Consider the following 26,788-nt stretch of genomic DNA (forward strand, 5'->3'; position numbering starts at 1 on the left):
TTACAATTACGGATTTTGTGAATAACGTGATGGCCCTTGATAAAAAAGCGGGTTTTAAATGCAAGTTTTAGAAGAAAGCATACTATAATTGAATTAGAATGATTCTGTTATTGTTAAATCTGGGGGGCAGCCGTAGAAATAGGGGGTTAAAGGATGGAACAAAAAAGTGGAGGTAGACGATTTAGGAGCCGACCCAAGAAAGCAAGGGCGGGTATTTTCATTGGCCTTGTTGCAGTGTGCATTTGTATAGCTGGGGGCTATTTTGTCTATGCAAATAATCAAAATCAAAAATTAAGAGGAATTTTATCACAAAGTGGGATTTATCCTGGGATTACCATTGAAGGGGTTGATGTTAGTGGGCTAAGCAAGGAAGCCGCTACGGATTTGTTGACGGGTACCCATGGGAAAGATGCTTCAACACAGACATTGGTATTATTTTATGAAAATGAGGAATGGAATTATACTTTTCAAGAAATTGGTGCGAAATTTCAAGTAGAGAAGGCTGTTGAAGAAGCATATCAGCTAGGTAGATCGGGAACGGAAAAAGAAAATATGAAGGTGGTTGCCTCTTTAATAAAAGAAGGTAAGGATATCCCTCTGGAATTTTCTTATGACGAGATAAAAATGCAGGATATTCTCATTGAGGTTGCTGCTGCCTTTGATCAAGAGGCAAAAAACAGCTCCTTAAGTCGTAGCAATGGACGATTTACCATAACCAAAGAGGTGCAAGGACGAAAAATGGATGTGGGCGCCACCATGCTGAATGTAGATGGTGTTATGCAAACCATGAAAAATGGGAGGGCTGCAATTGTGGCAAATACCACAGAGCCTGATATTACCTATGAGGAGAATCAGTATGTCACAGATTTAATTGGTTCATTCTCTACAAAGTATACCGCTTATGATAAAAACAGAAACACCAATTTGGTGGTTGGTTGTAAATATATCAACGGAACAATCATTGCTCCCGATGAAGTTTTTTCAGCTTCGGCAGGATTGGGCGAGCAGACCTATGCCCGTGGATATCGTGACGCAGGGGTATATGTAAACGGAAAGGTAGAGGCCGGAATGGGTGGTGGCGTTTGCCAGATAACGTCTACACTTTACAATGCTGCCATTTATGCAGAATTGGACATTGTGGAAAGATCGCCTCATTCAATGACTGTGGGATATGTTCCTTTGGGTAGAGATGCCGCTATAGCAGGAAACTATAAAGATTTAAAGATTAAGAATGATACAGGATACCCTATTTATTTGGAGGCATATGCTTCAAATGGTGTTTTGCAAATAAACCTTTACGGACATGAGATTCATGAAGCGGGTAGAAAAGTTGAATTTGAAACGGTTTATGAGGCTACTATTGAAAAGCCACAGGAAATTGTGAAGGAAGACCCTGAAAAGCCGGAGGGTGAAAGGGAGGTTACAAGCAAAGGCAGAACAGGCGCTAAGGTTTCTGTGTTCAAAAAAGTTTTTCAAAACGGAAAACAGGTAAGCAGAGAACGTTTTAGCAGCTCATCTTATCGTGCCGCAGCCGATGAAGTAACAATAGGTACAAAAAAGGCAGTGACGGCAAGTCAGCCTGTAACCAAGCCAATTTCTCAGGGGAATGACAGCCAAACCAATAATCAGACTGATGTTCAAACTGATTTCCAAACCGGTTACCCAGGGGATAATTCTTTTGGAATACAATAATAATGCATAGCAAAATAAGTACCTCTGATACAACAGTGTTCAGGGGTACTTTCTCTACGAAGGGACTGAAAAGAATGTTTAAAATTGGAAAGATTCCTCCGGAAATATTAGAGGATATTGTAATGGATCCTATTAGAAAGAATAATGTGAAGCGTGAAGATGTTGTGCTTCGGCCAAAAACCGGTGAAGATTGTTCCGTAATTGACTTGCAAGGAGAGCTGTGTGTATTGTCTACAGACCCCATTACCGGAGCAGCAAAGGATATTGGATATTTGGCGGTTCAAATAAACTGTAATGATATTTTTTCTGCCGGAGGGGAACCTGTTGGAATTTTGCTTACGGTTCTATTGCCTGAGGGCAGTAATGAGACGGATTTAGAGGAAATAATGGAGGGGGCCTTAAAGGGTGCTCAGGAATTAGGGATTGAGATATTAGGAGGACATACCGAGGTTACCAATGCGGTGTGTAAGCCTATTGTTTCAGCGGCGGTAATCGGGCGCAGCAGGGAAAGAAGAATCATCCAAACAGGTGGTGCGAAGGTTGGTCAGGATGTGGTTATGACCAAGTGGGCTGGGTTGGAAGGAACGGCTATCATTGCTAAGGAATATGAAAAAGTGTTGTGCCAGCGCTTACCCATGGAATTGGTTTTTTCGGCGCAGAATATGAAGGAGTATCTTTCTGTGGGAAGGGAGTCTTTCATTGCGGCACAGCATGGGGCAACGGCGATGCATGATGCCACGGAGGGCGGCATTTTAGGTGCTGTTTGGGAGGTGGCAGAGTGCTCGCAAACAGGGGTAGAAATTTGGCAGGACAAAATCCCTGTTAAAGAAGAAACGAAATTAATTTGTAAAGAAGGGCAGATTGACCCCCTAAGACTAATTTCCAGCGGAACCATGATTATTACTACAGAACATGGTGCTGAACTGGTGGACAAGTTGGCTAAGAATGGGATTTCTGGGGCAATCATAGGGAAAATAACAGAAAAGGATCGCATTTTGATTTCAAATCAGTGCAGAGAGTTGCTGGAAGAACCAAAAAGTGATGCATTATATCAAGTAAAGTTTGATAGCTTAAATTACTAAAATACCAATTAAACTAATGTTTTATAGCATATTTAGAGTTGCTTCTAGTTTTTTCTGGTGATAGGATATTATATCAGATAAGCGTGGGAAAAAGGGACATAAGAGAAAGGCGGAAGAATATGAGAGATTTTGTGGCAAAAAACGTTGCAGATTTGCCCCCCTCGGGAATCAGAAAATTTTTTGATGTTGTGGCGACCATGTCGGGCGTTGTTTCTTTGGGGGTTGGTGAACCTGATTTTAAAACACCTGAACGTGTAAGACAGGCAGCCATTGATTTGCTTGAGGAAGGTAGAACCCGCTATACGGCGAATTTGGGTATGCCTGCTTTACGGGAGCGAATTGCCCACTATCTGGAGCGTCGTTTTCATACGGTGTATAATCCTTTAGACCAAATTATGTGTACCATTGGTGCATCGGAGGCCATTGATGTTGCCCTGCGCACAATATTAGAGCCGGGGGACGAGGTGCTGGTAATTGAGCCTTGTTATGTTTCTTATAAGCCATCCATTCTTTTACAGCATGGTGTGCCTGTTGTTGTGACAACGAAGGTTGAAAATGATTTTAAATTGATGCCCACAGAATTGGAAAGAGCGATTACACCAAAAACCAAAGCTATCATTCTGCCTTATCCCAACAATCCCACAGGAGCAATCATGGAAAAAGAGGATTTAGAGAAAATCGCCCCCATAATCGTTAAGCATGATTTGCTGGTTATTTCGGATGAAATTTATGCTGAGTTGACCTATGGCGGAAAAGACCATGTTTCTGTTGCATCCATTGAGGGAATGTATGAAAGAACCATAGTTTTAAATGGTTTTTCCAAGTCCTTTGCAATGACAGGCTGGCGTTTGGGATATGCGGCAGGGCCTAAGGACTTAATCAAACAAATGAATAAAATTCACGCTTATGTGGTAATGAGTGCACCGGTAATGAGCCAACAGGCGGCAATTGAAGCTTTGCGGGACGATGCCCTTTGTGACGAGGATATCCGAATGATGCGGGAAGCATATGACGAGAGAAGAAAGTACTTAATTGGTGAATTTAATAGACTTGGACTGACCTGCTTTGAACCGAAGGGTGCATTTTATGTATTTCCTTCCATTCAAAAAACAGGGCTTGGTTCTGAGGAATTTTGTGAAAAGCTGCTTTTTGAGGGTGGGGTTGCGGTTGTTCCAGGGAATGCTTTCGGAGATTGCGGCGAAGGGTTTATACGTATTTCATACGCATACAGTATGGAGGAGCTAAAGATTTGCATTCAAAAAATAGAGGGCTTTTTAGTTAAAAAATAAAATGAGCTTAGGCAGTGTTTGGGAGAAAGGCGCCATACACTGCTTTTTTATAATTCAATTTAGAATGAGATAGTTGACGATTCTGGAAAAATATGAGATGATATTTGTATATAATTAAAAGGAGCGAAATGGGTTTGAGCGCAGATGGGGATTATCATGTCAATACTTATTTAAAGAATTTATATTCCATTGAAATGTTGGAAATAATAAGGGTGTACTTTGTCTAAAACAAAATGTTTTTAAGGCAAGGTATGCCTTTTTTTGTTTTTTTGCAAGGGAAAGTCAGGAGGAAGAATTTATGTTTATAGGTCCGTTAATATTACAAATTGTTTTGATTGCAATGAATGCAGTTTTTGCCAGCGCTGAAATAGCAGTTATTTCAATGAATGATGCTAAAATGAAGCGAATGGCATTGAATGGGGATAAAAGAGCGGAAAGACTGATTTATTTAACAGATCAACCTGCCCGTTTTTTGGCAACGATACAGGTAGCAATTACCCTTGCAGGTTTATTAGGTAGTGCGTTTGCAGCCGAAAACTTTGCAGGTGAGCTGGCGCAATTTCTGAAAAACAGCGGTGTAGACACTTCCTTAAGTTTCTTACGCTCTCTTTGCGTGTTTATAATTACTCTCATTTTGGCCTATTTTAACTTGGTTTTCGGCGAGTTGGTACCTAAGCGAGTAGCTATGAAAAATGCGGAAAAGTTGGCTTTGGGAATGAGTGGCATGCTGAAGCTGGTTTCTAAGCTATTTGCACCTTTAGTGTGGCTCCTGTCGGCCTCAACCAATGGGATGTTAAGATTAATTGGGATTGACCCTGAGGATGAAGAAGAAGTCATTTCTGAAGAAGAAATATTTATGATGTTGGATCAAGGCAGTGAAAAAGGTACGATTGATTTAGAGGAAAGTACATTTATACGAAATGTGTTTGCTTTTGATGATATTCCTGTGGAGCAGGCGTGCACCCACCGCGTCGACGTGGTGATGCTTGAAATTGAGGATGATATGGAAACATGGGATAAGATAATTCTGGAAAACAGATTTACCTATTTCCCCATTTGTGGTGAGGACAGTGATGATATTTTAGGTGTCCTTGACACCAAGTCCTATTTCCGCATGAAGGAGAGAAGTCGTGAGTTGGTGATGGAGGAGGCTGTGGAAAAGCCGTATTTTGTGCCGGAAACCATGAAGGCGGATGTGTTGCTTCGGAATATGAGAAAAAACAGAAGGCATTTTGCTATGGTTTTAGATGAATATGGTGGTTTGAGCGGCGTCATCACGCTGCGTGATTTGGTTCAGCTTTTAATCGGAGATATGCTGAATGATGCAGAGGAGGAAGAAATTAAAAGTATTGGTGAAGAAGAGTGGCGTATTATGGGCAGTGCTTCCTTGGAGGATGTGAGTGATGCGCTAAACATTCCCTTGCCAATAGATGAATATGAAACCTATGGTGGGTTTATTTTTAGCGAGCTAGGGAAGATTCCCGAGGATGGAAGCCAGTTTACCATTGTTACCTGTGGTATGGAGATTCATGTTAAGGAAGTTCTGAATCATCGAATTGGTGAAACAGTTGTAAGGATATTGCCTGTAACATCAGAAAAGGAAGATTAAAGTGATGCAGGTTGGTTGTAAAACTGGAAAAAATATGATAAGCTATATGAAAACAGGGGAGCCCGTTATTGGGCTCTCTCATTTTGCGGAAATGATAAAGGAGGGGCTTTTTTGGAGGATAATATAGCTTTACTAAAAAAATGGATTCAGGAAAGTGACAACATTGTTTTTTTTGGCGGTGCAGGTGTTTCCACAGAAAGTGGTTTGCCTGATTTTCGTAGTGAAAACGGCATTTTTTCTGCCATGAGCGAGTATGGATATAGACCGGAAACTATTTTGAGCCACTCTTTCTTTGAGCGCAACCCAGAGGTCTTTTTTCGATATTACAAAAAGACTCTTCTATACCCCGATGCAAAACCAAATGATTGCCATAAGGCCTTAGCAAAACTTGAAGCAGATGGAAAACTAAGGGCTGTGATTACACAAAATATTGATGATTTGCACCAAAAGGCTGGGAGCAAAAAAGTTTTCGAGCTTCATGGAACTCTTTATCGTAATTATTGTGTAAAGTGTGGGCAAGAATTTCCTCTGGAATATGTAACAAAAGAAGAAGGTGTTACTAGATGCAATCTTTGTGGTGGTGTGGTGCGTCCTGATGTGGTGCTTTACGAGGAAAGCCTAAATGAAGAAACAATTGAAAAATCTGTCTCCTTTATTGCCAATGCAGATGTTTTAATTATTGGTGGTACAAGTTTAAATGTGTATCCTGCGGCAGGACTGATTCGCTATTATGATGGAAAGAAAATGGTTCTAATCAATAAGAGTGAGACGCCCTACGATGACAAAGCATCCCTTATTATTACGAAAAGTATTGGAGAGGTATTTCGAGAAATCGTTGAATTCTAAAGGTTTTTTAAAACAAATTAAAAAAAATAGAAAAAATTGAAAATTAATGCTTGACTTTTAGCCGAGCTTTAGATATAATAAATTCTGCGCTGTGAAAGTGCTGTGAACTTTGAAAATAGAATAGCGTTTGAAAAAACACAACCCATAGTCAATTCAACTTTTCTGCTTTGCGGAAAAGAAAAAGACAAAGAGTTTGCCGATTTCGAAAAAATCGGAAAGTAAGCCAGACATTAAGACTGGCAGGACAAAACTTTAATATAAGAGTTTGATCCTGGCTCAGGATGAACGCTGGCGGCGTGCTTAACACATGCAAGTCGAGCGGAAATATGCAATCGGAGAGCTTCGGCAGGAAGATTACATATTTTAGCGGCGGACGGGTGAGTAACGTGTGGGCAACCTGCCCTGTACTGTGGAATAATCACTGGAAACGGTGACTAATACCGCATGTCATTGCGAGAGGGCATCCTCTTGCAAGAAAAGGATTTATTCGGTACAGGATGGGCCCGCATCTGATTAGCTAGTTGGTGAGATAACAGCCCACCAAGGCAACGATCAGTAGCCGACCTGAGAGGGTGATCGGCCACATTGGGACTGAGACACGGCCCAAACTCCTACGGGAGGCAGCAGTGGGGAATATTGCACAATGGGCGAAAGCCTGATGCAGCAACGCCGCGTGAAGGAAGAAGGGTTTCGGCTCGTAAACTTCTATCAACAGGGACGAAAAAAATGACGGTACCTGAATAAGAAGCCCCGGCTAACTACGTGCCAGCAGCCGCGGTAATACGTAGGGGGCAAGCGTTATCCGGAATTACTGGGTGTAAAGGGAGAGTAGGCGGCATGGTAAGTTAGATGTGAAAGCCCGAGGCTTAACCTCGGGATTGCATTTAAAACTATCAAGCTAGAGTACAGGAGAGGTAAGTGGAATTCCTAGTGTAGCGGTGAAATGCGTAGATATTAGGAAGAACACCAGTGGCGAAGGCGACTTACTGGACTGAAACTGACGCTGAGGCTCGAAAGCGTGGGGAGCGAACAGGATTAGATACCCTGGTAGTCCACGCCGTAAACGATGAGTGCTAGGTGTCGGGGGGGAACCCTCGGTGCCGCAGCTAACGCAATAAGCACTCCACCTGGGGAGTACGATCGCAAGATTGAAACTCAAAGGAATTGACGGGGGCCCGCACAAGCGGTGGAGCATGTGGTTTAATTCGAAGCAACGCGAAGAACCTTACCAAGGCTTGACATCCCTCTGACCGGTGTAGAGATACACCTTCTCTTCGGAGCAGAGGTGACAGGTGGTGCATGGTTGTCGTCAGCTCGTGTCGTGAGATGTTGGGTTAAGTCCCGCAACGAGCGCAACCCCTATTCTTAGTAGCCATCATTCAGTTGGGCACTCTAGGGAGACTGCCGTGGATAACACGGAGGAAGGTGGGGATGACGTCAAATCATCATGCCCCTTATGTCTTGGGCTACACACGTGCTACAATGGCTGGTAACAAAGTGACGCAAAACGGCGACGTCGAGCAAATCACAAAAACCCAGTCCCAGTTCGGATTGTAGTCTGCAACTCGACTACATGAAGCTGGAATCGCTAGTAATCGCGAATCAGAATGTCGCGGTGAATACGTTCCCGGGCCTTGTACACACCGCCCGTCACACCATGGGAGTTGGAAGCACCCGAAGTCGGTGACCTGACCGTAAGGAAGGAGCCGCCGAAGGTGAAGCCAGCGACTGGGGTGAAGTCGTAACAAGGTAGCCGTATCGGAAGGTGCGGCTGGATCACCTCCTTTCTATGGAGTATTGGTTGTTAATCAGCGCTATTCTATTTTGAGAGCTTACAGGATATGTAATCATTTTCTTTGTAAGCGCACATTTTAATTGGGTGGATTCCCGAGCGGCCAAAGGGGGCAGACTGTAAATCTGTTGCGATAGCTTCGAAGGTTCGAATCCTTCTCCGCCCATATTTTAAACAAACCTTAGGGTTTGTTTTTTTTATGTGAAAAGCCTTAAGCTTGAAAGTACTTTAGAAATAAATAAGATAAATAGAAAATCAAGTAAATTAAATGCTTCCTTTAATTAGCTGAATTAGGTCAAAATTCTGTCCGTTAAAAACACTGTAATGGAGTGTTAACTTTGCTCCTTTAGACACAAAGTCTTCCGAAAGTCTTTATTTGGGGGAGTAAAAATATATTCTTGACATACATAGAATATCTAGGTAAACTATACCTAGTTGTTCTATGCATATATGAAGGGAGTTATCTAAGTGGATAAAGGATTGATTGGTGGCAGCTCTATTTTAATGTTGCTTTCCTTGTTACAGGAAAAGGATTACTATGGCTATGAAATCATTAAAGAAATAGAACAAAGAAGCAACTCTGTTTTTCAATTTAAAGAGGGAACGTTGTACCCAGTTTTACATCGCATGGAAACCCAAGGATTCCTAAAATCTTATAAAGCAAAGTCAGAGACGGGTAAGGAGCGAAAGTATTATCAAATAACAACAAAAGGGAAAGAGCAGCTTGCAAAGGAAAAAGAACAGTGGAGCACCTTTACAGGCTCCGTTCAGAAGGTATTAGGGGGTGCGGGGTATGCATGTACCTGATTGGGAAAAATACCTGAAGGAAGTTTTATCCCACGTGAAATTTAGATATGATCATAACCCTATATACGTTGAGTTAAGCAACCATATGGAAGATCGGTATGAGGATTTTATATCAGATGGAATGGACGAGGAGCAAGGGAAAAGGGCAGTCTTAACTTGTATGGGGGATGCGGATACCCTTGGGGAGGAATTGAACAAAGTTCACTCACCTGTGATTGGCTGGATTTGGCTAAGCTTACGGAATCTACTCATTATACTAATACTTATAAATTTTTTTCCTGTGTTTTCTCTTATTACCACCTCTTTCATTTCAGTCTTTGAAACTTATAAGGATAAAGAAGATAGTCCGTTGGTATATACCATTGATGTAGGCTACAAAGAAAAAGTATATGATACCACATATATCATTGATAAAATTTTATATTATGAGGATAATACAATGGAAATTCGCTATGCTACTTGGACGAATCCGTTTTCTGATAGCATAAAGTGGAGTTTATCAATCAATCCACAGATATATGTTGGTGAAACTCAATTACCCAGAGGTGGGAATGGATGGAAAAGCGGAAGCTACTACGGTCGTGGGCAGGAATTTAGAGAAGATGTGCCTTTAGATGCAACAAAAATTATCATTCCTTTGATCTATAATAATAATAATAAGGAAATTTCCATTGATTTAACAGAGAGGCGGATGATGGCGAATGAATCGTAAAAGGCAAATCTTTCTTTTTATTATCATTATTCCGTTGCTGTATATATCATTTTTGCGGCTGGAAGGGTATTATCTAACAGCTGAGCGGGTTTTCTATGCTTGTGAGAAGGGGCTTCACTATGGGCCCTCTGAAAAGATATTAGCTCAATATGAGCTTTCCAAGGGGAGCAAATTGATTGTAGGGAAATGGGATGGTAATCTTTCAGCAGTTCCAGTGGAGCCGGAATTTGGTGTCCTATGGAAGCTGAAAAGCGGAGGCGTAAGTGGTTTAATTCCTTGTGATAAAGAAGTAAGCACGTATATTGTTAGAGAGGATAGAATCATAGGGCTTACTTCTATTAAAGAAGTGAAGGAGATTTCTTGCAGGATTGAGTACGGAGATAGTAATCATCCATCCATTAAGGAAATTACCATGCAAGTGGATGAGGATGGTTATTTTACGGGAATTTGGGGGGAACAAAAAGGAGAAGATTATTATGTATATATCTCTTATTTGGAAGGTAAAAACAGCAAGGGACAAGTGGTTTACAGGGATGGCAAGTCTCTGGATGGCACGTACTATAATGATGGTGTTTTAAATGACACAGAAGGAAAGAGAGAATAGAGAGGAATTATCCTAAGAAGTAGGACGAAAGAGATGTCGCTAAGAACGAATAAGCATAGCAAAGGAAGCTGTACAAATATTAATACTACAGAAAAAAATCCTGAAAAAAAGTATTGACAAATTAGCTTGTCTTTGATATATTAAATGAGCGGTTTAAACGAGCAAGAAACTTGCCCGAGTGGCGGAATTGGCAGACGCACAGGACTTAAAATCCTGCGGGGTAACACCCGTACCGGTTCGACCCCGGTCTCGGGCATAACCGCTTAAAAATCAATATGTGCCCAGATAGCTCAGTCGGTAGAGCAGAGGACTGAAAATCCTCGTGTCGCTGGTTCGATTCCGGCTCTGGGCACCATATTTTGCGCGAGTGGCTCAGTGGTAGAGCATCGCCTTGCCAAGGCGAGGGTCGCGAGTTCGAATCTCGTCTCGCGCTTGAAAAAAGTGTCTTTATAGACACTTTTTTTATTTGTATACTTTATCTGGAGAAAATCACCTGCTTTGCTTGGGAGGGAAATGATTTTTGGTTTTTATATTTGCTGAAAGACGTTTGCTTTTACTTATAGCAAGAGGACTTTGTATCGTCGTAATTGTTACATGAATAGGGTTTTTAATTCCATTTTAGACACTGCAAGTAACAGCTGCCTATAAGTTGAGGAAAACCAGCTGAACTGGTGCTTCTGATTGTATCTATATTTTAATCAGAATGTAATTGGAGGAACTCTTGATTATTGTGTACTTTATAATAATGAGCGCCTTAGAAAACATTAGTTTTGTTAAATATTTCAAGTCAAACCTTGTATTAATGGTATATACAAGGTTTTTTATTTTATTTATAACCAATAGCCTTTAAGGTTTGCTGTTGAAATTTTTAAAACAACGGACATAGAATCAAGGATATTATCTATAAAAATGGATATAAATCTTGACGGAATGAGTTAGGCGTGATAAACTTTAAATAAGTTAGTTGTGGCTACTATGTGTCGGAAGGGGGAGTGAATATGCCACTAACATTAGCAAGTGCAGGAAGTCCACAAATTATTAAGCGTATTGGTGGAAAGGATGAGACACAGCGCTTTTTATCTTCCCTTGGATTTGTAACAGGAAGTGAAGTCACTGTGATTTCCGAATTTGATGGAAATGTTATTGTAAATGTGAAAGAATCCAGAGTTGCAATCAGTAAGTCGATGGCGAATAGAATTATGGTATAAGGTGGGATATGATGAGAACTTTAAAGGATGCAAAAATAGGTGAACGGATTTCTGTAATTAAAGTTACAGGAGAAGGCCCGGTGAAGCGCAGAATTATGGATATGGGTATTACCAAGGGTGTAGAAATTTTTGTAAGAAAGGTTGCTCCATTGGGTGATCCAGTTGAGGTTACGGTTAGAGGGTATGAGCTTTCTTTAAGAAAAGCAGATGCCCAGATGGTTGTGATTGAGTAAAATATTTATAAAATAGTTAGTAAAAACTAATTTTTTTTGCAGAATGGTTAGTTTAAACTAACGAAAAGGAGGATAATTATGTCAATAAAAATTGCGCTTGCCGGAAATCCAAACAGTGGTAAGACAACATTATTCAATGCTTTGACCGGTTCCAATCAGTTTGTGGGAAACTGGCCGGGTGTTACCGTGGAGAAGAAGGAAGGTAAGCTGAAGGGGCACAAGGATGTAACCATTACGGATTTACCTGGTATTTATTCCTTATCGCCATATACATTAGAAGAGGTTGTGGCAAGAAATTATTTAATGCAAGAAAAACCCGATGCAATTTTAAATATTGTAGACGGTACCAACATTGAAAGAAATTTATATTTAACAACGCAATTGTTAGAATTGGGTTTCCCTATGGTGATTGCCGTAAATATGATGGATGTGGTTAAGAAAAATGGCGATACCATACATATTAAACAGTTGGCTGAAAAGCTTGGATGTACAGTTATGGAAATCTCCGCCTTAAAAGGAACAGGAATCAAGGAAGCGGCTCAGGCAGCAGTTCAGGCGGCAACCCAAGGAGGTTCTCCTAAATACCATAGTTTCTCGGTTCAGGTAGAAGAGGCCTTATCTACCATTTCTGCTCGGTTATCCCAGGGAGTTGAAGAGAAGCAAAAACGTTTTCATGCGATTAAGTTGTTTGAAAGAGACAAGAAGATTTTAGAGGGGAAAGTTTCCGCCTCTGCTTTTGAAGATATTATTTCTAAGATTGAAACTGAATTTGATGACGATAGCGAAAGCATCATTACAAATGAGAGATATATTTATATCGGTGAAATTATAAAAGGCTGTTATAAGAAGCACAACAAAGGTAATTTGTCATTATCTGATCGTATCGATAGGGTTGTTACAAATCGTTGGCTGGCACTGCCCATTTTTGCTTTAGTCATGTTTTTGGTTTATTATGTTTCTGTAACAACAGTAGGTACTTATGCAACAGACTGGGCCAATGACGGTGTGTTTGGCGAGGGTTGGGAATTGTTTGGCTTATGGATTCCCGGTGTTCCTGTTATAGTTGGTGACTTTTTGGCAAGCATTAACTGTGCCGAGTGGTTACAAGGCTTGATTTTAGATGGTATTATTGGCGGCGTTGGTGCTGTATTGGGATTTGTTCCTCAAATGCTTATTTTGTTTATTTTCTTGGCATTTTTGGAAGCTTGCGGTTATATGGCTCGTATCGCATTTATTATGGATAGAATTTTCCGGCGCTTTGGTTTATCAGGAAAGTCATTTATTCCTATGCTCATCGGCTCCGGCTGTGGTGTTCCTGGTATTATGGCATCCAGAACCATTGAAAGCGATAGAGACCGTAAAATGACCATTATTACAACAACATTCATCCCCTGTGGTGCTAAATTGCCTGTTATCGCTTTAATTGCAGGTGCATTATTTAACGGGGCGCCATGGGTTGCACCGAGTGCATATTTTGTGGGAATTGCCGCAATTATTATTTCAGGTATTATACTTAAAAAGACAAAGATGTTTGCAGGAGATCCCGTTCCCTTTGTTATGGAGCTTCCTGCATACCATATGCCTACCGTTTCCAATGTATTACGCAGTATGTGGGAAAGAGGCTGGTCCTTCATTAAGAAGGCTGGTACTATCATTTTACTTTCTGCTATCTGCGTATGGTTCCTTTCCAACTTTGGTTATGTGAATGGCTCTTTTGGCATGGTAGATGATTTAAGCAATGGATTCCTTGCATCCATTGGTAATACAGTTGCTTGGATTTTCTCACCTTTGGGCTGGGGAAATTGGAAGGCAGCAGTGGCAGCTCTTCTTGGATTGGTTGCAAAGGAAAACGTAGTAAGCACCTTTGGTGTTCTCTATGGATTTGCCGAGGTTGCAGAGGATGGTGCTGAAATTTGGGGTACATTGGCATCAAGCTTTACTCAGGTTGCTGCATACAGCTTCTTGGTGTTCAATTTACTGTGTGCCCCTTGCTTTGCAGCAATTGGTGCAATCAGCAGAGAAATGAATAGTGCAAAATGGACATGGTTTGCAATTGGATATCAGACGATCTTTGCTTATGCTGTTTCTTTCTGCGTATATCAAATTGGTTCAGTGATTACCGGGGATTTGGCATTCGGCTTCGGAACAGTAATGGGGATTTTGGTTATCATTGGTTTCCTGTATTTAATGATTCGCTCAAATACAAAAGCAAAAGATAGTAAGGTTTCTGTTAGCGTTGCAGGCTAAAAAAGGAGGTATGGATTATGACACCGGGAACAATTATTGTAGGGCTGATTTTGCTTGGAGTCGTAGTTGCAATTATAAGAAGTTTGAGGAAGAAGAAGGGTGGATGCAGTTGTGGTACAGATTGTTCTTCCTGCAATCACTGTGACCATTCCTAAAAGCTTCGATGGAGCTTCATAAAGTGTAGCTGATATAGGTCTTCTATGAAATGCTTTTATTTCATAGAGGGCCTATTTTAGTACCATAAAAGTGTAAGTGTTAAACACATCATTAGTGCTAAAACATTTGCACTTATTTCTTTATAATAAAGGGAGTAGTTGGTCTGGCGTGGCCTATTTTGGATTTATACATCCGTCACAAAAACCGTCAACCACCCCTTATTATAAGCATTCGATTAAGCAGGTTGAAACTCATAAATGAGCTTTCGTGTAACGAACTAAAATGAATTGTAATAAGTGTGGATGGTAACAACTACAAATATTTTTTGATTTGGAGGGATGGAGTCAATGATTAGTGTTGGAATTGATATTTCAAAAGGAAAGAGTACGGTTTGTATTTTAAAACCATATGGAGAGTTGATTTGTTCACCGTTTGAAATAGAACATACAGAGCAAGGATTATCTGAATTGTCATCTATGCTTTTAAGATTTAATGAAGACGTTAAAGTTGTAATTGAGGCAACAGGAATCTATCATCTTCCGGTGTTTGATTTTCTGCAAGAACGAGGGATTTTTGTAGCTGTAATAAACCCATTTGAAATGAAACAGTACAGAAGTCAAGGACTTAGGGCAATAAAAACAGATAAGCAGGACTCCATTGCAATAGCAAATTACGGAATTGATTACTGGTTTCGCCTCAAAAAATACGAAATGTCCGAAGGTATTTATCAAGAACTTAAAATATTGGGCAGACAGTATTCACATTATATGAGAATGAGAATAGAGAGTGTACAGTCCTTGACACATTTGTTGGACTATACAATGCCTGGTATAAAAAAATTGTTGAAGGGATGGCAAGATTCAACTGGTAAAGACAAATTATCAGATTTTGTAGAGATGTATTGGCATTTCGATAATATAACAAAACTGTCAGAGATAGATTTCATTAATAATTATTTAGCGTGGGCAAAAGAAAAAGGATACCATCAGAACCATAATAAAGCCGTCAAGATTTATTCCCTGGCACAAGATGGTATCCCTACATTGCCTGCTGAAATGGAATCAACTCAGATTATGATTCAGCAGGCAGTTGGTGTATTGAGGCAAGTCAATACTACCTTGAAGACTATTTTAACACGGATGAAAGAACTCGCCAAGCAGTTGCCAGAATATTCTGTAGTAAGGTCAATGGGGGGAGTTGGAGATGTATTAGCACCAAAATTAATAGCAGAAATTGGTGATATTCGTAGATTTCATAGCAGCAGGGCTTTGATTGCATTTGCAGGAATAGATGCTCCACCATACCAATCAGGGCAATTTATAGGAACGAATCGTAAAATAAGCAAGCGAGGTTCCTCGACGCTAAGAAAAATCGGATATGAAGTGATGAGGGTCTTAAAGACACACAGTGCACCAGCAGACAGCTCTGTTTATTGGTATATTTTGAAAAAAGAATCTGAAGGCAAAGCTAAGAAATTGGCAAAAATTGCAGGTCTCAATAAATTTCTGCGGATATACTATGCACGAGTAAAAGAAGTATATCAATAAAATCAAATCTAGTATTAGAAGACTGGCTGAATGAATCCAGTCTTTTTAGTCATGTGTGAAAAAAGATGGTTTATAAAAAAGGAAACCTGCTAGAAGTCAAATTAACTATTGACTTTTCTTAGCAGGTTTTTGCAGAAAGCCCAGGGTGTGCCACTATTTTTTTTATTACGTCATACTAATTTTAAACACTAAGAAAGGTGTAAGGAAATACGTGAGAATCGATGGAAATTCTGTGACAATGTTACGAATCTTTCTGGTTGAACAACAGATTACGGAATAGTATTTGACTTAGCAGAAAAGACCGATATAATAGAGACATAATAGAAAGATATGGAATTTAGGATGTTATTGAAATGCAAATGAGGTGAGTGTATGAGTAAATTAAGCCGCAAAAACATGTTATCTTTTAGAATTTCGTTCATGAACACAGGTATTATTTTTGTAATTATTGGGGCAATATGTTTTTCTTTGGCCGGAATGACAAGAAAGGTGGTAACGAATCAAGTTAAAAAAGAAATCACTTATATTGCTGATGCAAATGCAGCAGTTGCTCGGTCTTACCTACAAAAAATGTATGTTTTTTCAACTAGTCTGTCTTCGGAGGTATCAAGGTATCAAAGCTTAGAGAAAGAAACTTCTGAAAAAATGTTAATGGATTCTTTGAAAAATGTACTGAAAGATCAGAAAATTTTTTCTGCATACTTTGCCTTTGAACCAAATAAATTCTTCCCTGATACACCTAAGGGTCGTTCTTATTATTTATACAGGGATGGTTCGGGTACCGCGTTGGATATAAATGATGACTATGACATTTATGGGTCGGCTGACTATTACGCACCGGCCAGGGATAAAATGTCCACACATATCACAGAGCCTTACTCTTATCAATTGACAAACGGGCAGACCGTTTGGATGGTAACACTAAGCTCTCCCATAACAGATAGTACAGGTAAATTTATTGGTGTTGCCAATTGCGATATTTTGACAGATAGTGTGAATTCTTTGGAGTATGATAATGGAGAATTCAAAACTGCCCATACGTATGTAATGACAGGAAAGGGAACTTTGATTGCAGACAACTTAGACAAAAACGTGATTGGTCAGAGTTTTCAAGTGCATACTGAGAATGATCAAAAAATTTTAGATGCTGCTGCAAGAGGTGCATCCATTTTAGTTGAGGATAAAAACGATTCTTTTAATGATGAAGCCGCTTGGATTGTACATATACCCGTATCCTTAGCGGGAACAGACTCATTATGGTCCAGTGCTTATGTTGTGAGTAAATCTGAGGCTTTGGCTGTGGTGAATCAGATTACCTATACTATGGCGGCAATTGGGTTGTTGGGATTGATTGTTCTTTCCCTTTTCAGCTATTACACACTGAAAAGAGCATTGGCACCGGTAAACGACGTAATGGCTATGGCGGAAAAAATGGGTGCCGGAGACTTAAGGGTGGATCATAGTTTAATGGTTACATCAAGGGATGAATTAGGTATTCTGGCAAATATTTTTAAAGAAACATCTGAAGTATTATCAGGTTATATCCATGAAATTTCGTATCTTTTAGAGGAAATTGCAGCAGGAAATTTAACAGAAGAAATCCAAAGAGAATATATGGGAGATTTTACTGCGATTCAGCGCTCGTTCGATCATATTCAGACTGCCCTAAGTCAAACCTTTGGAGAAATGTCCTTTGTGGCGGAGCAGGTTTCTTCCGGCTCCGAGCAGGTTGCCAGTGCGGCGCAAGCGCTAAGTCAAGGAGCAACCCAGCAGGCTAGCTCTGTAGAAGACCTTACTAGAACCATTATGGATATTGCAAGGCAAATTGATGGCAGTGCCGCAAAGGCGGCGGAGGCAAGTCAAAAGGCAATAGAAGTCGGGATGGCAATGGAAAATAGTAATCAAAAAATGAGCCAAATGCTGGACGCTATGAATAGTATTTATAATAAATCCAGTGAGATCGGAAAGATCATCAAAGCCATTGAAGAAATAGCATTTCAGACCAATATACTTGCTTTAAATGCAGCGATTGAGGCGGCAAGGGCAGGATCTGCGGGAAAAGGCTTTGCAGTTGTTGCAGATGAGGTGCGCAATCTGGCGGCGAAAAGTGCAGAGGCGGCAAAGGATACTACAAAATTAATTGAAAGTACCCTGCTTTCTGTGGATGATGGTTTTAGGGTAGCAAATGATACTGCGGATGCACTGTCAAATGTGGTGGTTGAAGCAAGAGAAATCATCACTTCCATCAACCATATATCCCAAAATGCCCAAGAGCAAGCAGAGGCAATAACCCAAGTCAACGTGGGTTTGGGGCAGATTACCGATGTGGTGCATACCACCTCAGCAATGGCTGAGGAGAGTGCTGCTACCAGTGAGGAGCTTTCAGGTCAAGCGGAAATTTTAAAGGATTTAATTTCAAATTTCAAGATTAAGGACCAAAAGAATAATACGATAAATGATTATGAAAATTCTGAAGAAGCAGAAGTGTTTGATAGTGAAGCTTTTGGAGATAAATACTAACAAGAAAGGTGGTTTGGGCTGTTCCCCAGCCACTTTTTTTCTATGAAGGAGCAAGACTATTGGATACTATTGAAATTAATATAGATTTTGATGTGTAGAGAGAATCGTGAATGATGAAAAAGTTAAAAATAAATAAGGGGAGGGGAATTGGGGATATTTCAAGTGTTATCAGGTGTTTACATGCTTATAGACAAGAAAAGAACTTACTTATTTCCGGTAGCAATTTAACACGTGAATTAACGTTATCATGTCGACAAAACAGCGATTTAGAGAATGAATTATAAAATGTTCAGCCGCTTATATCAATGTTTTGGTGAAACGAACTAAAGTTGTTCTATTAGATTCTCTATATGAAACGTTTAGACATAGTAAAATGCCAAAGGAAGGGGCACCTGTTGTCACAGGTGCCTCAAGGGAAAAGGTTCGAAAATGATTCACTTTGTCTTTTTTAATAAGCTGCAAAGTCCTGACCTAGTTTTGTGCAGCTTGTTTTACCGTCTGCATCGGGGAAACCGCAAAGGATTAAACCTTCTTCATTAAAAAGGTTCACGTTTGCCTTTTCGCATCTTGCACACCAATCACGCATCCACTGACCATCACCCCAACCATAGGAACCGAATAAAGCAACTTTTTTGCCAGACAGTTTGCTTTCGATGGAAGAGAAGAATGGTTCAAATTCAGCTTCTTCTAAAACTTCATCACCCATAGAGGGGCAACCAAATGCAATCTTATCATAGTCACTGATATTACCATGGAAAGCATCTACAGTAAAAATTTCTGTATCAGCACCCATGCCCTGAGCGATTTCTTTTGCCATAACTTCAGTATTACCTGTTCCGCTCCAATAAATAACAGCTTTCTTCATGTTTAAAAAACCTCCTGTAATGTTTGTTTTGCTTCTAATAAAGAGAGAATTGGAATTCCCTTGGAAGCCTGATGTAATAATTTTTTTCTGCAATATGTATACTGACGAAAGGTTGCTACAGCGGACTTTTCGTCACCGTAGACCTTCCAATAACCACAGAGCTTATAATTTTGTCCCTTTTCCTCAATGAAGGCAAAGACATCCTCAGGCGGATAGCCTAAGAAAAACCCGATTTCATGTGGAAATTCATTGCGTTGTTGAATACGTCGGCGCAGAAAAGCCAAAGTATTCAACAAAGAGGATTCTTGGTTTACATGAAAAGGATAACCTGTCTCAACCAAAAAAGCTTTTACGGCAGGATTGCTGAAATATTCCAGTAAACTTTCCTTTCTGTAGACCAAGAAGAAAACCCGCTTCTTGCAACAATAAAGATACTGCAAAGAAACCCCTCTTTTTTCAAGTTGTTTTTGATAAGACGCAACTTCATCTTTCAGGGATTGAAGGCAGGATAAGGGTAATGAAAATAAATTTGCCTGCTTAATCCCAAACAGAGTTGGGGCGCCATGATAAAGCATCTGCATTTCGAAATCAGACATAAGTAACCTCCTTTATTAGTAATGGCTAACTTAAGCCTGACAGTATGAGCTTAAAATTTTGTTTAAAGCAGAAGAAGAGGAGCTGTGGGAACGAGCAATAGTAATTTGATTACGTTCTGCCTCTTGTACTGCGCCTGCAACCATAATATGAGAAACTGTGCTGGTAAAAAGCACAATTAAATCAGCCTTTCCGATCTGGCTGCGGAAGTTTCCGGGCATTTGGGTGAAAACTTTGCTTTTGCAATTATATTTTTTACAAATATCCATATATTGACGAACCATACGATCGTGGCCGCCTACGATGACAACGCTCATGGAATACCTCCTAAATCGTTTTTAGTTAGTCTTTACTAACTATGTGCTAATGCTACCATTAGAAGAAAGAAATGTCAAGGCTTTTTTTACTATTTTAATTTATAAACCATGGAACAATATGGATTAATGTTTTAGATTATGCTATAATAATCAAAAGGAGAGATGTTGATGTTAAAAACAAATTAGATATTTTTGGTTCTAGAGAATCAATTAAAGGCCTTGGGCAACAAAGATTAAGTGTTTGCTTTTTAAAGGCTTAGCTTCTGTCTACAGCTTAGATACGATGCAACCATAAGAAAACTGACATAAATAATAATTCATAACCTTTGATTATGAACGAATAGAAGGAGAAAGAACAATGATAGAAACAGAACGATTGATATTACGCAGTATAACCAAAAGGGATGCAGCGGATATTTTTGAATATAGCAAAGAGCCGGAAGTAGGGGAGAATGCAGGCTGGAAACCTCATGAAACCATAGAGGAAACCAAAGAAATATTGGATGTCGTTTTTTTAGAAAAGGAAGATATATTTGGTCTCGTTGAAAAGGAAAGTGGCAAGTTGTTTGGTACCATAGGTTTGGTACCTGACGTCACCAGGGAAAATGAAGGGTCAAGAATGCTTGGCTATGCCATTGGTAAGAATTTTTGGGGAAGAGGGTACATGACCGAAGCAGTTGGTGCTATTCTTTCCTATGCGTTTCATGAGAAGGGCTATGATTTGATTTCAGTTTCCCATTATACGGACAATTTGCGTTCCCAGAGAGTGATTGAAAAGTGTGGTTTTCAGTTTGAAGGAGTACAACGTCAGTCAGAATTGCGTTATGATGGAGACATGAAGGATAAAAGATGGTATTCAATGACAAAGGATGAGTTTTGTCGTAATTTAAAATAAAATCAAAGGTTTTCGTATGTAATTTCGTAACACAAAAGCAGGTTTTTGAAGTAAAATAGGAGTCAGTGCGATGAGAAGAGGTGTTTTTGTGGAAATAGTCAACTGGAAAGAGCTTTTATATCCGTATGAACAAGCGGTGGATGAACTGCTTTTAAAATTTCGCTGTTTAGACAAGGAGTGTAGGCATCTAGGAATATATTCACCCATTGACTCGGTAACGGGGCGATTGAAGAAGCCGGCAAGTATTTTAGAAAAGGCGGGTAAAAAACAAATACCCCCGGAAAAAATCGAGGAAAAAATTGAGGATATTGTAGGTATCCGTATTCTTTGTCAATTTGTTGAGGATATTGAAAAGGTTGTAACCATGGTTCAGTCCAGAAAAGATATGACTGTGTTGGAAGAGCGAGATTACATAACGAATACAAAGCCCAGTGGATACCGCAGTTATCATATGATTATTCGATATCCATTGAGTACTGCTTTAGGGCCCAAGGAGGTTTTGGCTGAAATCCAAATTCGTACCAATGCCATGAACTTTTGGGCAACAGCGGAGCATTCCCTTAGGTATAAATATAGCGGCAATATTCCAGAAAATTTGCAGCATCGGCTAAGAATTTGTGCAGAGGCCGCATTTCATTTGGATCGAGAGATGTCTACCATTCGCGAGGAAATCACCAATGCCCAACGACTCAATGAAATTAAGGGGAATTTGGTTACAAATATTTTAGACAATATTCAAAGTTTGCATTTTGGGGCAGACTTAGATGAAATGGATGAAATCAATAAAGAATTTGTGGATATTTGGAACAACGAAGATATAGATGAACTGAAGGCATTTAATGAAAAGTTGAATGTATTGGCAGAGGTTTATCGGGTGTAAAAAAGGAGCAGCAGCATGGGGCTATTTGCAATTGCAGATCTCCACTTTGGGTTTTCTGTGAATAAACCAATGAGTATTTTTGGTGCCAATTGGGAAGGTCATAGTGAGAGAATTATTGAAAATTGGCAGCAAGAAGTTGGTAAGGAAGACACAGTTTTAATCCCCGGGGATATTTCCTGGGCTATGAAAGAAGAAGATGCTGCGGCTGATTTACAGGTGATTCAAGGTTTGCCCGGAAGAAAGATCTTTATAGAGGGAAATCATGATTACTGGTGGAAATCTGCCTCTAGGCTAGAAAGAACTTTTGAAGGGATGCGTTTTTTGAAAAATGACTGCGACCTTTATGAGAGTCTATATATCTGTGGTTCAAGGGGATGGCTATGCCCAAATGACAGCCGCTTCACGGCGCAGGATCAAAAGCTTTATGAACGGGAACAGATTAGATTGAGGCTTTCTCTAGACAGCGCCATGAGAAAGGGGGCGGAGGAAATTCTTCTGATGATGCATTTTCCTCCGACGAATGATAGGCAAGAAAATTCTGCTTTTTTAGAAATCATTCGGGAATACCCTATAAGACAGGTGGTGTATGGACATTTACATGGGAAACCCAGCCACGAAAGCGGCATAAAGGGTGAGAGGGACGGAATTGTTTATCATTTGGTTTCCGCCGATTACCTTGATTTTTGTCCGAAAAGGTTAATTTAAGTTCTGCAGAAGGTGATTTGTTTCAATCACAACAGCTAAGAAAACCTTGGGCATTAGAAACATTCTAAAACCCCCATTATAAGGGGGTTGGTGGTTTAAGGATGAAACCCTTGTTATATTTGCGGGCAAACCCTAACGGCGATTGATGTTCAATCGCCGTTATTTTTTAATCTTCAAAGTCATTTGCAGCTTCCACAATCCGCTTTTTCAATGTTCGTGTGTTATAATCCTCTTCTAAGTCCAATTCTAAGGAAAAACTTTCCAATTCATCTTCGTCTACAAGATAGGTTGCTTCAAAGGCTGAGGTCAAATCATCTTCAAATAAGATTTCCCCTTCGATTGCCCAACTGTCCTCGCCTTTATCGATAGAATAGATATTGACTTCTGTGATTTGTAACATTGCAAAGATCCTCCCTTTAATACATTTTCCTTCTTATTTCTTTTTTTTAGCCTTTTTAGGTTTTTTTACAGAATAACCAAAAGTACCCAGCTGCTTGCCTAGGGTAAAATATGCGCCGTGGGAATAACAGACAGGCTCAGTATCATTAAAATGAAATTTCCCTGTTTCATCTAAATATTCATCACTGACGCTAACGGAAACTACCTCTGCTAAAAACATGTGATGGGTGCCCAAAGGAATGATTTCCTTTACTTTGCACTCAATGTTTACGGGGCTTTCATAAATGATAGGAGCATCTACTTTTTCCCCTTTTTTTGCAGTCAGGTTCAGTTCCTTAAATTTATCCATATCCCGCCCACTTTTCACACCACAAAAATCACAGGCATATGCCAAGTCTTTGTTGACCAGATTAATAACAAACTCCCCACTGTTTTGAATCAGCTCAAAGGAGTGGCGTGAAGGACGTATGGAAACATAGGTCATTGCCGGGTCGCTGTTTATGGTTCCCGTCCATGCAACGGTAATAATATTTCCTTTTTCCTCTGTACCACAGGATACCATAACAACGGGTACCGGATAAAGCACGGTGCCGGGCTTCCATACCGCTTTTCCCATGTAACAACCTCCTTGTTTAAAATGAAAAATGTGCTCATAAAATATAAAGTGACGCTATTTATCTTATACGAGATACAGCGCTTTGTAAAGAAAAAAAGAGTTCAGATTTCATATGTTTTTTTTCCTATTTCTTGTATTCTATGCTGATTTTCAGTATGATGTTAAAAAGAATATAAAATAACGGAGGAATCTTATGGAACTGCCCATTCAATATACGGAAAAAATGCAAAAGCTTTTGGGGGAGGAATATCCAAGATACTTGGAATCTTTTGAGGAATCAAGATATTTTGGGTTGCGGGTAAATCCCTTAAAGCTCATGCCAGAGGTTTTTCTTGATCAAAATGTTTTTTCCCTTACCTCGGTTCCATGGTGTAACGAAGGATTTTATTATGCGGGGGACGAACGTCCTGCAAAGCACCCTTATTATCATGCAGGGCTTTATTATTTACAGGAGCCAAGTGCCATGAGCCCAGGTGCGATTTTGCCTATTCAGCCCGGTGAACGGGTTTTGGATGTTTGCGCTGCACCGGGTGGTAAGTCCACACAATTGGGTGCCGGGCTTCAAGGGGAAGGGCTTTTGGTTGCCAATGACATCAGTGCAGGTCGAGCAAAGGCATTATTAAAGAATATTGAACTATTTGGTATTCGCAATGCTGTTGTAATGAGTGAGCCACCTGAGCGTCTAAAAGAGAGATTGCCCAATTTTTTCGATAAAATTCTTATTGATGCTCCTTGCTCAGGTGAGGGTATGTTTCGTAAGGAACCAGATATGGTGAAAAGCTGGAATGAGGAAATGCTTGCTTTTTGTCAAAAGGAGCAGGCTAAAATTTTGGAAGCTTGCGCAGAGATGTTACGTCCCGGTGGAATGATGCTTTATTCTACCTGTACATTCGCTGTCGAGGAAAACGAAAAAAGCATTGCTGATTTTTTAGAAAGACATCAGGAGTTCTCTCTTGTTCCCATTGAAAAGAAATATGGTTTCTCAGCAGGAATTGGAGAGCTTTCCCCGTGTGCCAGATTATACCCCCATAAAATAAAGGGAGAAGGTCATTTTCTTGCATTAATGCAAAAGGCAGGAAACAGTCATGATTCTTTATTTTCAGAGGAAGCCTGTGAAAAAGAAAAAGACATTTTACCTTATTTAGAATTTGAAAAAGAAGTGCTAAAAACAAAGCTTAGCGGAACCTTTAAAATCTTTGGAGACAGCCTATATCTTTTACCAAAAGGAATGCCTACGATGAAAGGACTTCGAGCTTTACGCACAGGTTGGCAATTAGGAACACTGAAAAAAGGGCGGTTTGAGCCCTCTCAAGCCTTTGCTATGGGACTTTTCAAGGAAGAAGTAACCAGTGTGGAGGATTTCCCCTTGGGAGATGACAGAGTCATTCGTTATTTAAAAGGGGAAACTGTGGAGGCAGATGGGAAAGAAGGGTGGACCCTAGTTTGCGTGGATGGCTTTCCTTTGGGCTGGGCAAAACGTCAAGGGGGAAGGCTGAAAAATAAATATGCCGTAGGTTGGAAATGGGAATGATATGTCCGCAATTAGAGGACATATGTATAATTACGGTTGACAAATTTCGAAAAGTTTGTAAAATAGAACTATCGTAAATTAAAGCTTAAGGAAGAAGGGAATGTTATGGGAAATTTAACATATATGGGAACTCGGGATGCTTCTATACGAGCAACGGCTTCACATGCAATTTTAAGAGGAATTTGTCCCGATGGGGGACTTTATATACCTGAAGTAATTCCTACCATGGAAAAATCATTAGAGGAATTGAGCAAGTTAAGTTATCAAGAGCTGGCGTACGAAGTTCTGAGCCTATTTTTAGATTTTACCGAAGAGGAATTAAAGGCCTGTATTGATGGGGCTTATGATGATAAATTTGATACAACAAAGATTGCTCCAGTGGTTCAAAAGGGAGACGCTTTCTTTTTGGAGCTATTTCATGGCAAAACTTTAGCTTTTAAGGATATGGCCTTGTCTATTTTGCCTTACTTTATGAAAACAGCGGCAAGGAGAGAAGGGATAGATAAGGAGATTGTCATTTTAACAGCCACTTCAGGAGATACAGGCAAAGCGGCGCTGGAAGGCTTTGCAGGCGTAGAAGGCACAAAAATCATTGTATTCTTCCCTGAGGATGGGGTCAGCCCAGTGCAAAAGCTGCAAATGACAACACAAGAGGGAGAAAACACATGCGTTGTTGGGATTTTGGGCAATTTTGACGATGCCCAAAGTGCAGTGAAGAGTATTTTTACGGATAAGGCTTTGGGAGAAGAGCTGGAGAAAAAGGGATTTTTATTCTCTTCTGCAAATTCTATTAATATTGGACGTTTGGTTCCTCAGATTGTTTATTATTTCCATGCTTATTTGGAAGCAGTGAAACAAGGGGCTTTAAAAATGGGTGAAGAATTAAACTTTACTGTGCCAACAGGAAATTTTGGAGATATTTTGGCAGGCTGGTACGCTATGAAAATGGGTCTACCTGTTGGTCATTTTGTTTGTGCCTCCAATGATAATAAGGTATTGTATGACTTCTTCCGTACCGGTACTTATGACAGAAACAGAGAATTCCGTGTGACAGTTTCTCCTTCCATGGATATTTTGATTTCCAGTAATTTGGAACGTTTGCTGAGCCATATGGCTGGGCAGGACGCCACAAAGGAAGATATGCTGAAGCTAAGTAAGGATGGAAAATATTCCGTTACCATTACAGAAAAGAAAATTAGCGGTGAATATGCAACGGAAGAGGAAACATATGGAGCTATTAAAAGCTTCTTTGAAAAAACAGGCTATGTGATGGATACCCATACAGCAGTTGCCTATGCCGCATATCAGAAATATAAAGATGAGAGTAAAGACAGCAGACCTATGGTGATTGTCTCAACGGCAAGTCCGTACAAGTTCACAAAAGATGTTATGATGGCGTTAGATAAAAAATATGAGCAGGAAGATGCATTTGCTTTAATGGATGTTTTAGAAAAAATCAGCGGTGTAGCTATCCCAGAGCCCATTCGGGGCATTGAACATAGAGTAATTTTACACAAAAATGTTTGTGACAGGGATAAAATTAAGGATTTTGTAAAAGGATATTTAGCATAGAGGATGGTTTTTATAGGTAGATTATGTAATTCTTTTGGAAATCCCCCATTTTCTATTATGCACAAAGTAC

At 40.0% G+C, this 26,788-nt stretch carries 24 protein-coding genes, 4 tRNA genes and 1 rRNA gene; 24 read left to right on the forward strand and 5 right to left on the reverse strand.

The window, feature by feature from the left end:
- Positions 1–153 precede the first annotated feature (153 nt).
- The 19 genes from CPRO_RS02460 to CPRO_RS02545 all read left to right on the forward strand — a co-directional run bounded on the left by CPRO_RS02460 (position 154) and on the right by CPRO_RS02545 (position 18,344).
- Positions 154–1,692 (forward strand): VanW family protein, encoded by a 1,539-nt coding sequence (locus CPRO_RS02460; protein WP_066047533.1) that lies wholly within the window; start codon positions 154–156, stop codon positions 1,690–1,692.
- Positions 1,693–1,766: 74 nt separating this feature from the next.
- Positions 1,767–2,774 (forward strand): AIR synthase family protein, encoded by a 1,008-nt coding sequence (locus tag CPRO_RS02465; RefSeq protein ID WP_066053620.1) that lies wholly within the window; start codon positions 1,767–1,769, stop codon positions 2,772–2,774.
- Between the two features lie 119 nt (positions 2,775–2,893).
- Positions 2,894–4,063, forward strand: coding sequence for an aminotransferase class I/II-fold pyridoxal phosphate-dependent enzyme (locus CPRO_RS02470; RefSeq protein ID WP_066047536.1), 1,170 nt, complete (start codon positions 2,894–2,896; stop codon positions 4,061–4,063).
- Positions 4,064–4,361: 298 nt separating this feature from the next.
- The gene (locus CPRO_RS02475) at positions 4,362–5,672 is read left to right on the forward strand and encodes a hemolysin family protein (RefSeq protein ID WP_066047539.1); all 1,311 of its coding nucleotides are present in this window, start codon (positions 4,362–4,364) and stop codon (positions 5,670–5,672) included.
- Between the two features lie 111 nt (positions 5,673–5,783).
- On the forward strand, positions 5,784–6,518 hold the full coding sequence (locus tag CPRO_RS02480) for an NAD-dependent protein deacylase (RefSeq protein ID WP_066047540.1): 735 nt from the start codon (positions 5,784–5,786) through the stop codon (positions 6,516–6,518).
- A gap of 253 nt (positions 6,519–6,771) precedes the next feature.
- A 16S ribosomal RNA gene (locus tag CPRO_RS02485) occupies positions 6,772–8,305 on the forward strand.
- Between the two features lie 90 nt (positions 8,306–8,395).
- Positions 8,396–8,476: transfer RNA gene (locus CPRO_RS02490), tRNA-Tyr, on the forward strand.
- Positions 8,477–8,778: 302 nt separating this feature from the next.
- Positions 8,779–9,117, forward strand: a complete 339-nt coding sequence (locus tag CPRO_RS02495) for a PadR family transcriptional regulator (RefSeq protein ID WP_236782374.1) — start codon at positions 8,779–8,781, stop codon at positions 9,115–9,117.
- The gene (locus tag CPRO_RS02500) at positions 9,104–9,829 is read left to right on the forward strand and encodes a permease prefix domain 1-containing protein (RefSeq protein ID WP_066047542.1); all 726 of its coding nucleotides are present in this window, start codon (positions 9,104–9,106) and stop codon (positions 9,827–9,829) included. The genes CPRO_RS02495 and CPRO_RS02500 overlap by 14 nt, the downstream gene beginning before the upstream one ends.
- Positions 9,819–10,433 carry a hypothetical protein gene (locus CPRO_RS02505; protein ID WP_066047544.1) on the forward strand — a complete coding sequence of 205 codons (615 nt, stop codon included), beginning with the start codon at positions 9,819–9,821 and terminating at the stop codon, positions 10,431–10,433. Before CPRO_RS02500 ends, CPRO_RS02505 begins: the two co-directional genes overlap by 11 nt.
- A 172-nt stretch (positions 10,434–10,605) precedes the next feature.
- Positions 10,606–10,689 (forward strand) — tRNA-Leu (locus CPRO_RS02510).
- Positions 10,690–10,712: 23 nt separating this feature from the next.
- Positions 10,713–10,788, forward strand: a tRNA-Phe gene (locus CPRO_RS02515).
- A 6-nt stretch (positions 10,789–10,794) separates the two neighbouring features.
- Positions 10,795–10,866 (forward strand) — tRNA-Gly (locus CPRO_RS02520).
- A 565-nt stretch (positions 10,867–11,431) separates the two neighbouring features.
- Entirely contained in the window at positions 11,432–11,641 is a 210-nt protein-coding gene (locus CPRO_RS02525) for a FeoA family protein (protein ID WP_066047546.1), read from the forward strand.
- An 11-nt stretch (positions 11,642–11,652) separates the two neighbouring features.
- A complete protein-coding gene (locus tag CPRO_RS02530) occupies positions 11,653–11,874 on the forward strand; it encodes a FeoA family protein (RefSeq protein WP_066047547.1) in 222 nt (73 codons plus the stop codon).
- Between the two features lie 78 nt (positions 11,875–11,952).
- Positions 11,953–14,121, forward strand: a complete 2,169-nt coding sequence (gene feoB, locus CPRO_RS02535) for a ferrous iron transport protein B (protein WP_066047549.1) — start codon at positions 11,953–11,955, stop codon at positions 14,119–14,121.
- Between the two features lie 17 nt (positions 14,122–14,138).
- The gene (locus CPRO_RS14790) at positions 14,139–14,276 is read left to right on the forward strand and encodes a FeoB-associated Cys-rich membrane protein (protein WP_082754197.1); all 138 of its coding nucleotides are present in this window, start codon (positions 14,139–14,141) and stop codon (positions 14,274–14,276) included.
- A gap of 348 nt (positions 14,277–14,624) precedes the next feature.
- Positions 14,625–15,824, forward strand: a complete 1,200-nt coding sequence (locus CPRO_RS02540; protein ID WP_066047551.1) for an IS110 family RNA-guided transposase — start codon at positions 14,625–14,627, stop codon at positions 15,822–15,824.
- A 372-nt stretch (positions 15,825–16,196) separates the two neighbouring features.
- Positions 16,197–18,344, forward strand: a complete 2,148-nt coding sequence (locus CPRO_RS02545; RefSeq protein ID WP_066047553.1) for a methyl-accepting chemotaxis protein — start codon at positions 16,197–16,199, stop codon at positions 18,342–18,344.
- A 448-nt stretch (positions 18,345–18,792) separates the two neighbouring features.
- Here CPRO_RS02545 and CPRO_RS02550 read toward each other — a convergent pair whose 3' ends face one another.
- The 3 genes from CPRO_RS02550 to CPRO_RS02560 are packed head-to-tail and all read right to left on the reverse strand — an operon-like array spanning position 18,793 to position 20,120.
- Complete coding sequence (locus CPRO_RS02550) at positions 18,793–19,209, reverse strand: flavodoxin domain-containing protein (RefSeq protein WP_066047555.1); 417 nt, start codon at positions 19,207–19,209, stop codon at positions 18,793–18,795.
- Positions 19,210–19,211: 2 nt separating this feature from the next.
- Positions 19,212–19,805, reverse strand: a complete 594-nt coding sequence (locus tag CPRO_RS02555; RefSeq protein WP_066047558.1) for a DUF3793 family protein — start codon at positions 19,803–19,805, stop codon at positions 19,212–19,214.
- Between the two features lie 30 nt (positions 19,806–19,835).
- A complete protein-coding gene (locus CPRO_RS02560; RefSeq protein ID WP_066047560.1) occupies positions 19,836–20,120 on the reverse strand; it encodes a DUF2325 domain-containing protein in 285 nt (94 codons plus the stop codon).
- A 358-nt stretch (positions 20,121–20,478) separates the two neighbouring features.
- Here CPRO_RS02560 and CPRO_RS02565 point away from each other — a divergent pair, with 358 nt between their 5' ends.
- From CPRO_RS02565 to CPRO_RS02575, 3 genes are all read left to right on the forward strand, one after another.
- On the forward strand, positions 20,479–21,015 hold the full coding sequence (locus CPRO_RS02565) for a GNAT family N-acetyltransferase (protein WP_066047562.1): 537 nt from the start codon (positions 20,479–20,481) through the stop codon (positions 21,013–21,015).
- A 70-nt stretch (positions 21,016–21,085) separates the two neighbouring features.
- Entirely contained in the window at positions 21,086–21,895 is an 810-nt protein-coding gene (locus CPRO_RS02570) for a GTP pyrophosphokinase (RefSeq protein WP_236782375.1), read from the forward strand.
- 15 nt (positions 21,896–21,910) lie between these two features.
- A complete protein-coding gene (locus CPRO_RS02575; RefSeq protein ID WP_066047564.1) occupies positions 21,911–22,600 on the forward strand; it encodes a metallophosphoesterase in 690 nt (229 codons plus the stop codon).
- 166 nt (positions 22,601–22,766) lie between these two features.
- On the opposite strand, the gene CPRO_RS02580 is transcribed toward CPRO_RS02575, so the two are convergent.
- Both CPRO_RS02580 and CPRO_RS02585 read right to left on the reverse strand, forming a co-directional pair.
- Positions 22,767–23,000 (reverse strand): hypothetical protein, encoded by a 234-nt coding sequence (locus CPRO_RS02580; RefSeq protein ID WP_066047566.1) that lies wholly within the window; start codon positions 22,998–23,000, stop codon positions 22,767–22,769.
- A gap of 33 nt (positions 23,001–23,033) precedes the next feature.
- Positions 23,034–23,615, reverse strand: a complete 582-nt coding sequence (locus tag CPRO_RS02585) for a flavin reductase family protein (RefSeq protein ID WP_066047568.1) — start codon at positions 23,613–23,615, stop codon at positions 23,034–23,036.
- A gap of 193 nt (positions 23,616–23,808) precedes the next feature.
- On the opposite strand from CPRO_RS02585, the gene CPRO_RS02590 reads away from it, so the two are divergent.
- A complete protein-coding gene (locus CPRO_RS02590) occupies positions 23,809–25,146 on the forward strand; it encodes an RsmF rRNA methyltransferase first C-terminal domain-containing protein (protein ID WP_066047569.1) in 1,338 nt (445 codons plus the stop codon).
- Positions 25,147–25,251: 105 nt separating this feature from the next.
- Positions 25,252–26,718: a threonine synthase gene (gene thrC / locus CPRO_RS02595; protein ID WP_066047571.1), complete on the forward strand. Its 1,467-nt coding sequence runs from the start codon at positions 25,252–25,254 to the stop codon at positions 26,716–26,718.
- The last annotated feature ends 70 nt before the right edge of the window (positions 26,719–26,788 follow it).

The sequence above is a fragment of the Anaerotignum propionicum DSM 1682 genome (assembly GCF_001561955.1).
Classification (GTDB): Bacteria; Bacillota; Clostridia; order Lachnospirales; family Anaerotignaceae; genus Chakrabartyella; species Chakrabartyella propionicum.

Coding starts and splice junctions, on each gene's coding strand:
- CPRO_RS02460 (WP_066047533.1), top strand. CDS start 154: ATGGAACAAAAAAGTGGAGGTAGACGATTTAGGAGCCGACCCAAGAAA.
- CPRO_RS02465 (WP_066053620.1), top strand. CDS start 1,767: ATGTTTAAAATTGGAAAGATTCCTCCGGAAATATTAGAGGATATTGTA.
- CPRO_RS02470 (WP_066047536.1), top strand. CDS start 2,894: ATGAGAGATTTTGTGGCAAAAAACGTTGCAGATTTGCCCCCCTCGGGA.
- CPRO_RS02475 (WP_066047539.1), top strand. CDS start 4,362: ATGTTTATAGGTCCGTTAATATTACAAATTGTTTTGATTGCAATGAAT.
- CPRO_RS02500 (WP_066047542.1), top strand. CDS start 9,104: ATGCATGTACCTGATTGGGAAAAATACCTGAAGGAAGTTTTATCCCAC.
- CPRO_RS02505 (WP_066047544.1), top strand. CDS start 9,819: ATGAATCGTAAAAGGCAAATCTTTCTTTTTATTATCATTATTCCGTTG.
- CPRO_RS02525 (WP_066047546.1), top strand. CDS start 11,432: ATGCCACTAACATTAGCAAGTGCAGGAAGTCCACAAATTATTAAGCGT.
- CPRO_RS02530 (WP_066047547.1), top strand. CDS start 11,653: ATGAGAACTTTAAAGGATGCAAAAATAGGTGAACGGATTTCTGTAATT.
- feoB (WP_066047549.1), top strand. CDS start 11,953: ATGTCAATAAAAATTGCGCTTGCCGGAAATCCAAACAGTGGTAAGACA.
- CPRO_RS14790 (WP_082754197.1), top strand. CDS start 14,139: ATGACACCGGGAACAATTATTGTAGGGCTGATTTTGCTTGGAGTCGTA.
- CPRO_RS02540 (WP_066047551.1), top strand. CDS start 14,625: ATGATTAGTGTTGGAATTGATATTTCAAAAGGAAAGAGTACGGTTTGT.
- CPRO_RS02545 (WP_066047553.1), top strand. CDS start 16,197: ATGAGTAAATTAAGCCGCAAAAACATGTTATCTTTTAGAATTTCGTTC.
- CPRO_RS02550 (WP_066047555.1), bottom strand. CDS start 19,209: ATGAAGAAAGCTGTTATTTATTGGAGCGGAACAGGTAATACTGAAGTT.
- CPRO_RS02555 (WP_066047558.1), bottom strand. CDS start 19,805: ATGTCTGATTTCGAAATGCAGATGCTTTATCATGGCGCCCCAACTCTG.
- CPRO_RS02560 (WP_066047560.1), bottom strand. CDS start 20,120: ATGAGCGTTGTCATCGTAGGCGGCCACGATCGTATGGTTCGTCAATAT.
- CPRO_RS02565 (WP_066047562.1), top strand. CDS start 20,479: ATGATAGAAACAGAACGATTGATATTACGCAGTATAACCAAAAGGGAT.
- CPRO_RS02570 (WP_236782375.1), top strand. CDS start 21,086: ATGAGAAGAGGTGTTTTTGTGGAAATAGTCAACTGGAAAGAGCTTTTA.
- CPRO_RS02575 (WP_066047564.1), top strand. CDS start 21,911: ATGGGGCTATTTGCAATTGCAGATCTCCACTTTGGGTTTTCTGTGAAT.
- CPRO_RS02580 (WP_066047566.1), bottom strand. CDS start 23,000: ATGTTACAAATCACAGAAGTCAATATCTATTCTATCGATAAAGGCGAG.
- CPRO_RS02585 (WP_066047568.1), bottom strand. CDS start 23,615: ATGGGAAAAGCGGTATGGAAGCCCGGCACCGTGCTTTATCCGGTACCC.
- CPRO_RS02590 (WP_066047569.1), top strand. CDS start 23,809: ATGGAACTGCCCATTCAATATACGGAAAAAATGCAAAAGCTTTTGGGG.
- thrC (WP_066047571.1), top strand. CDS start 25,252: ATGGGAAATTTAACATATATGGGAACTCGGGATGCTTCTATACGAGCA.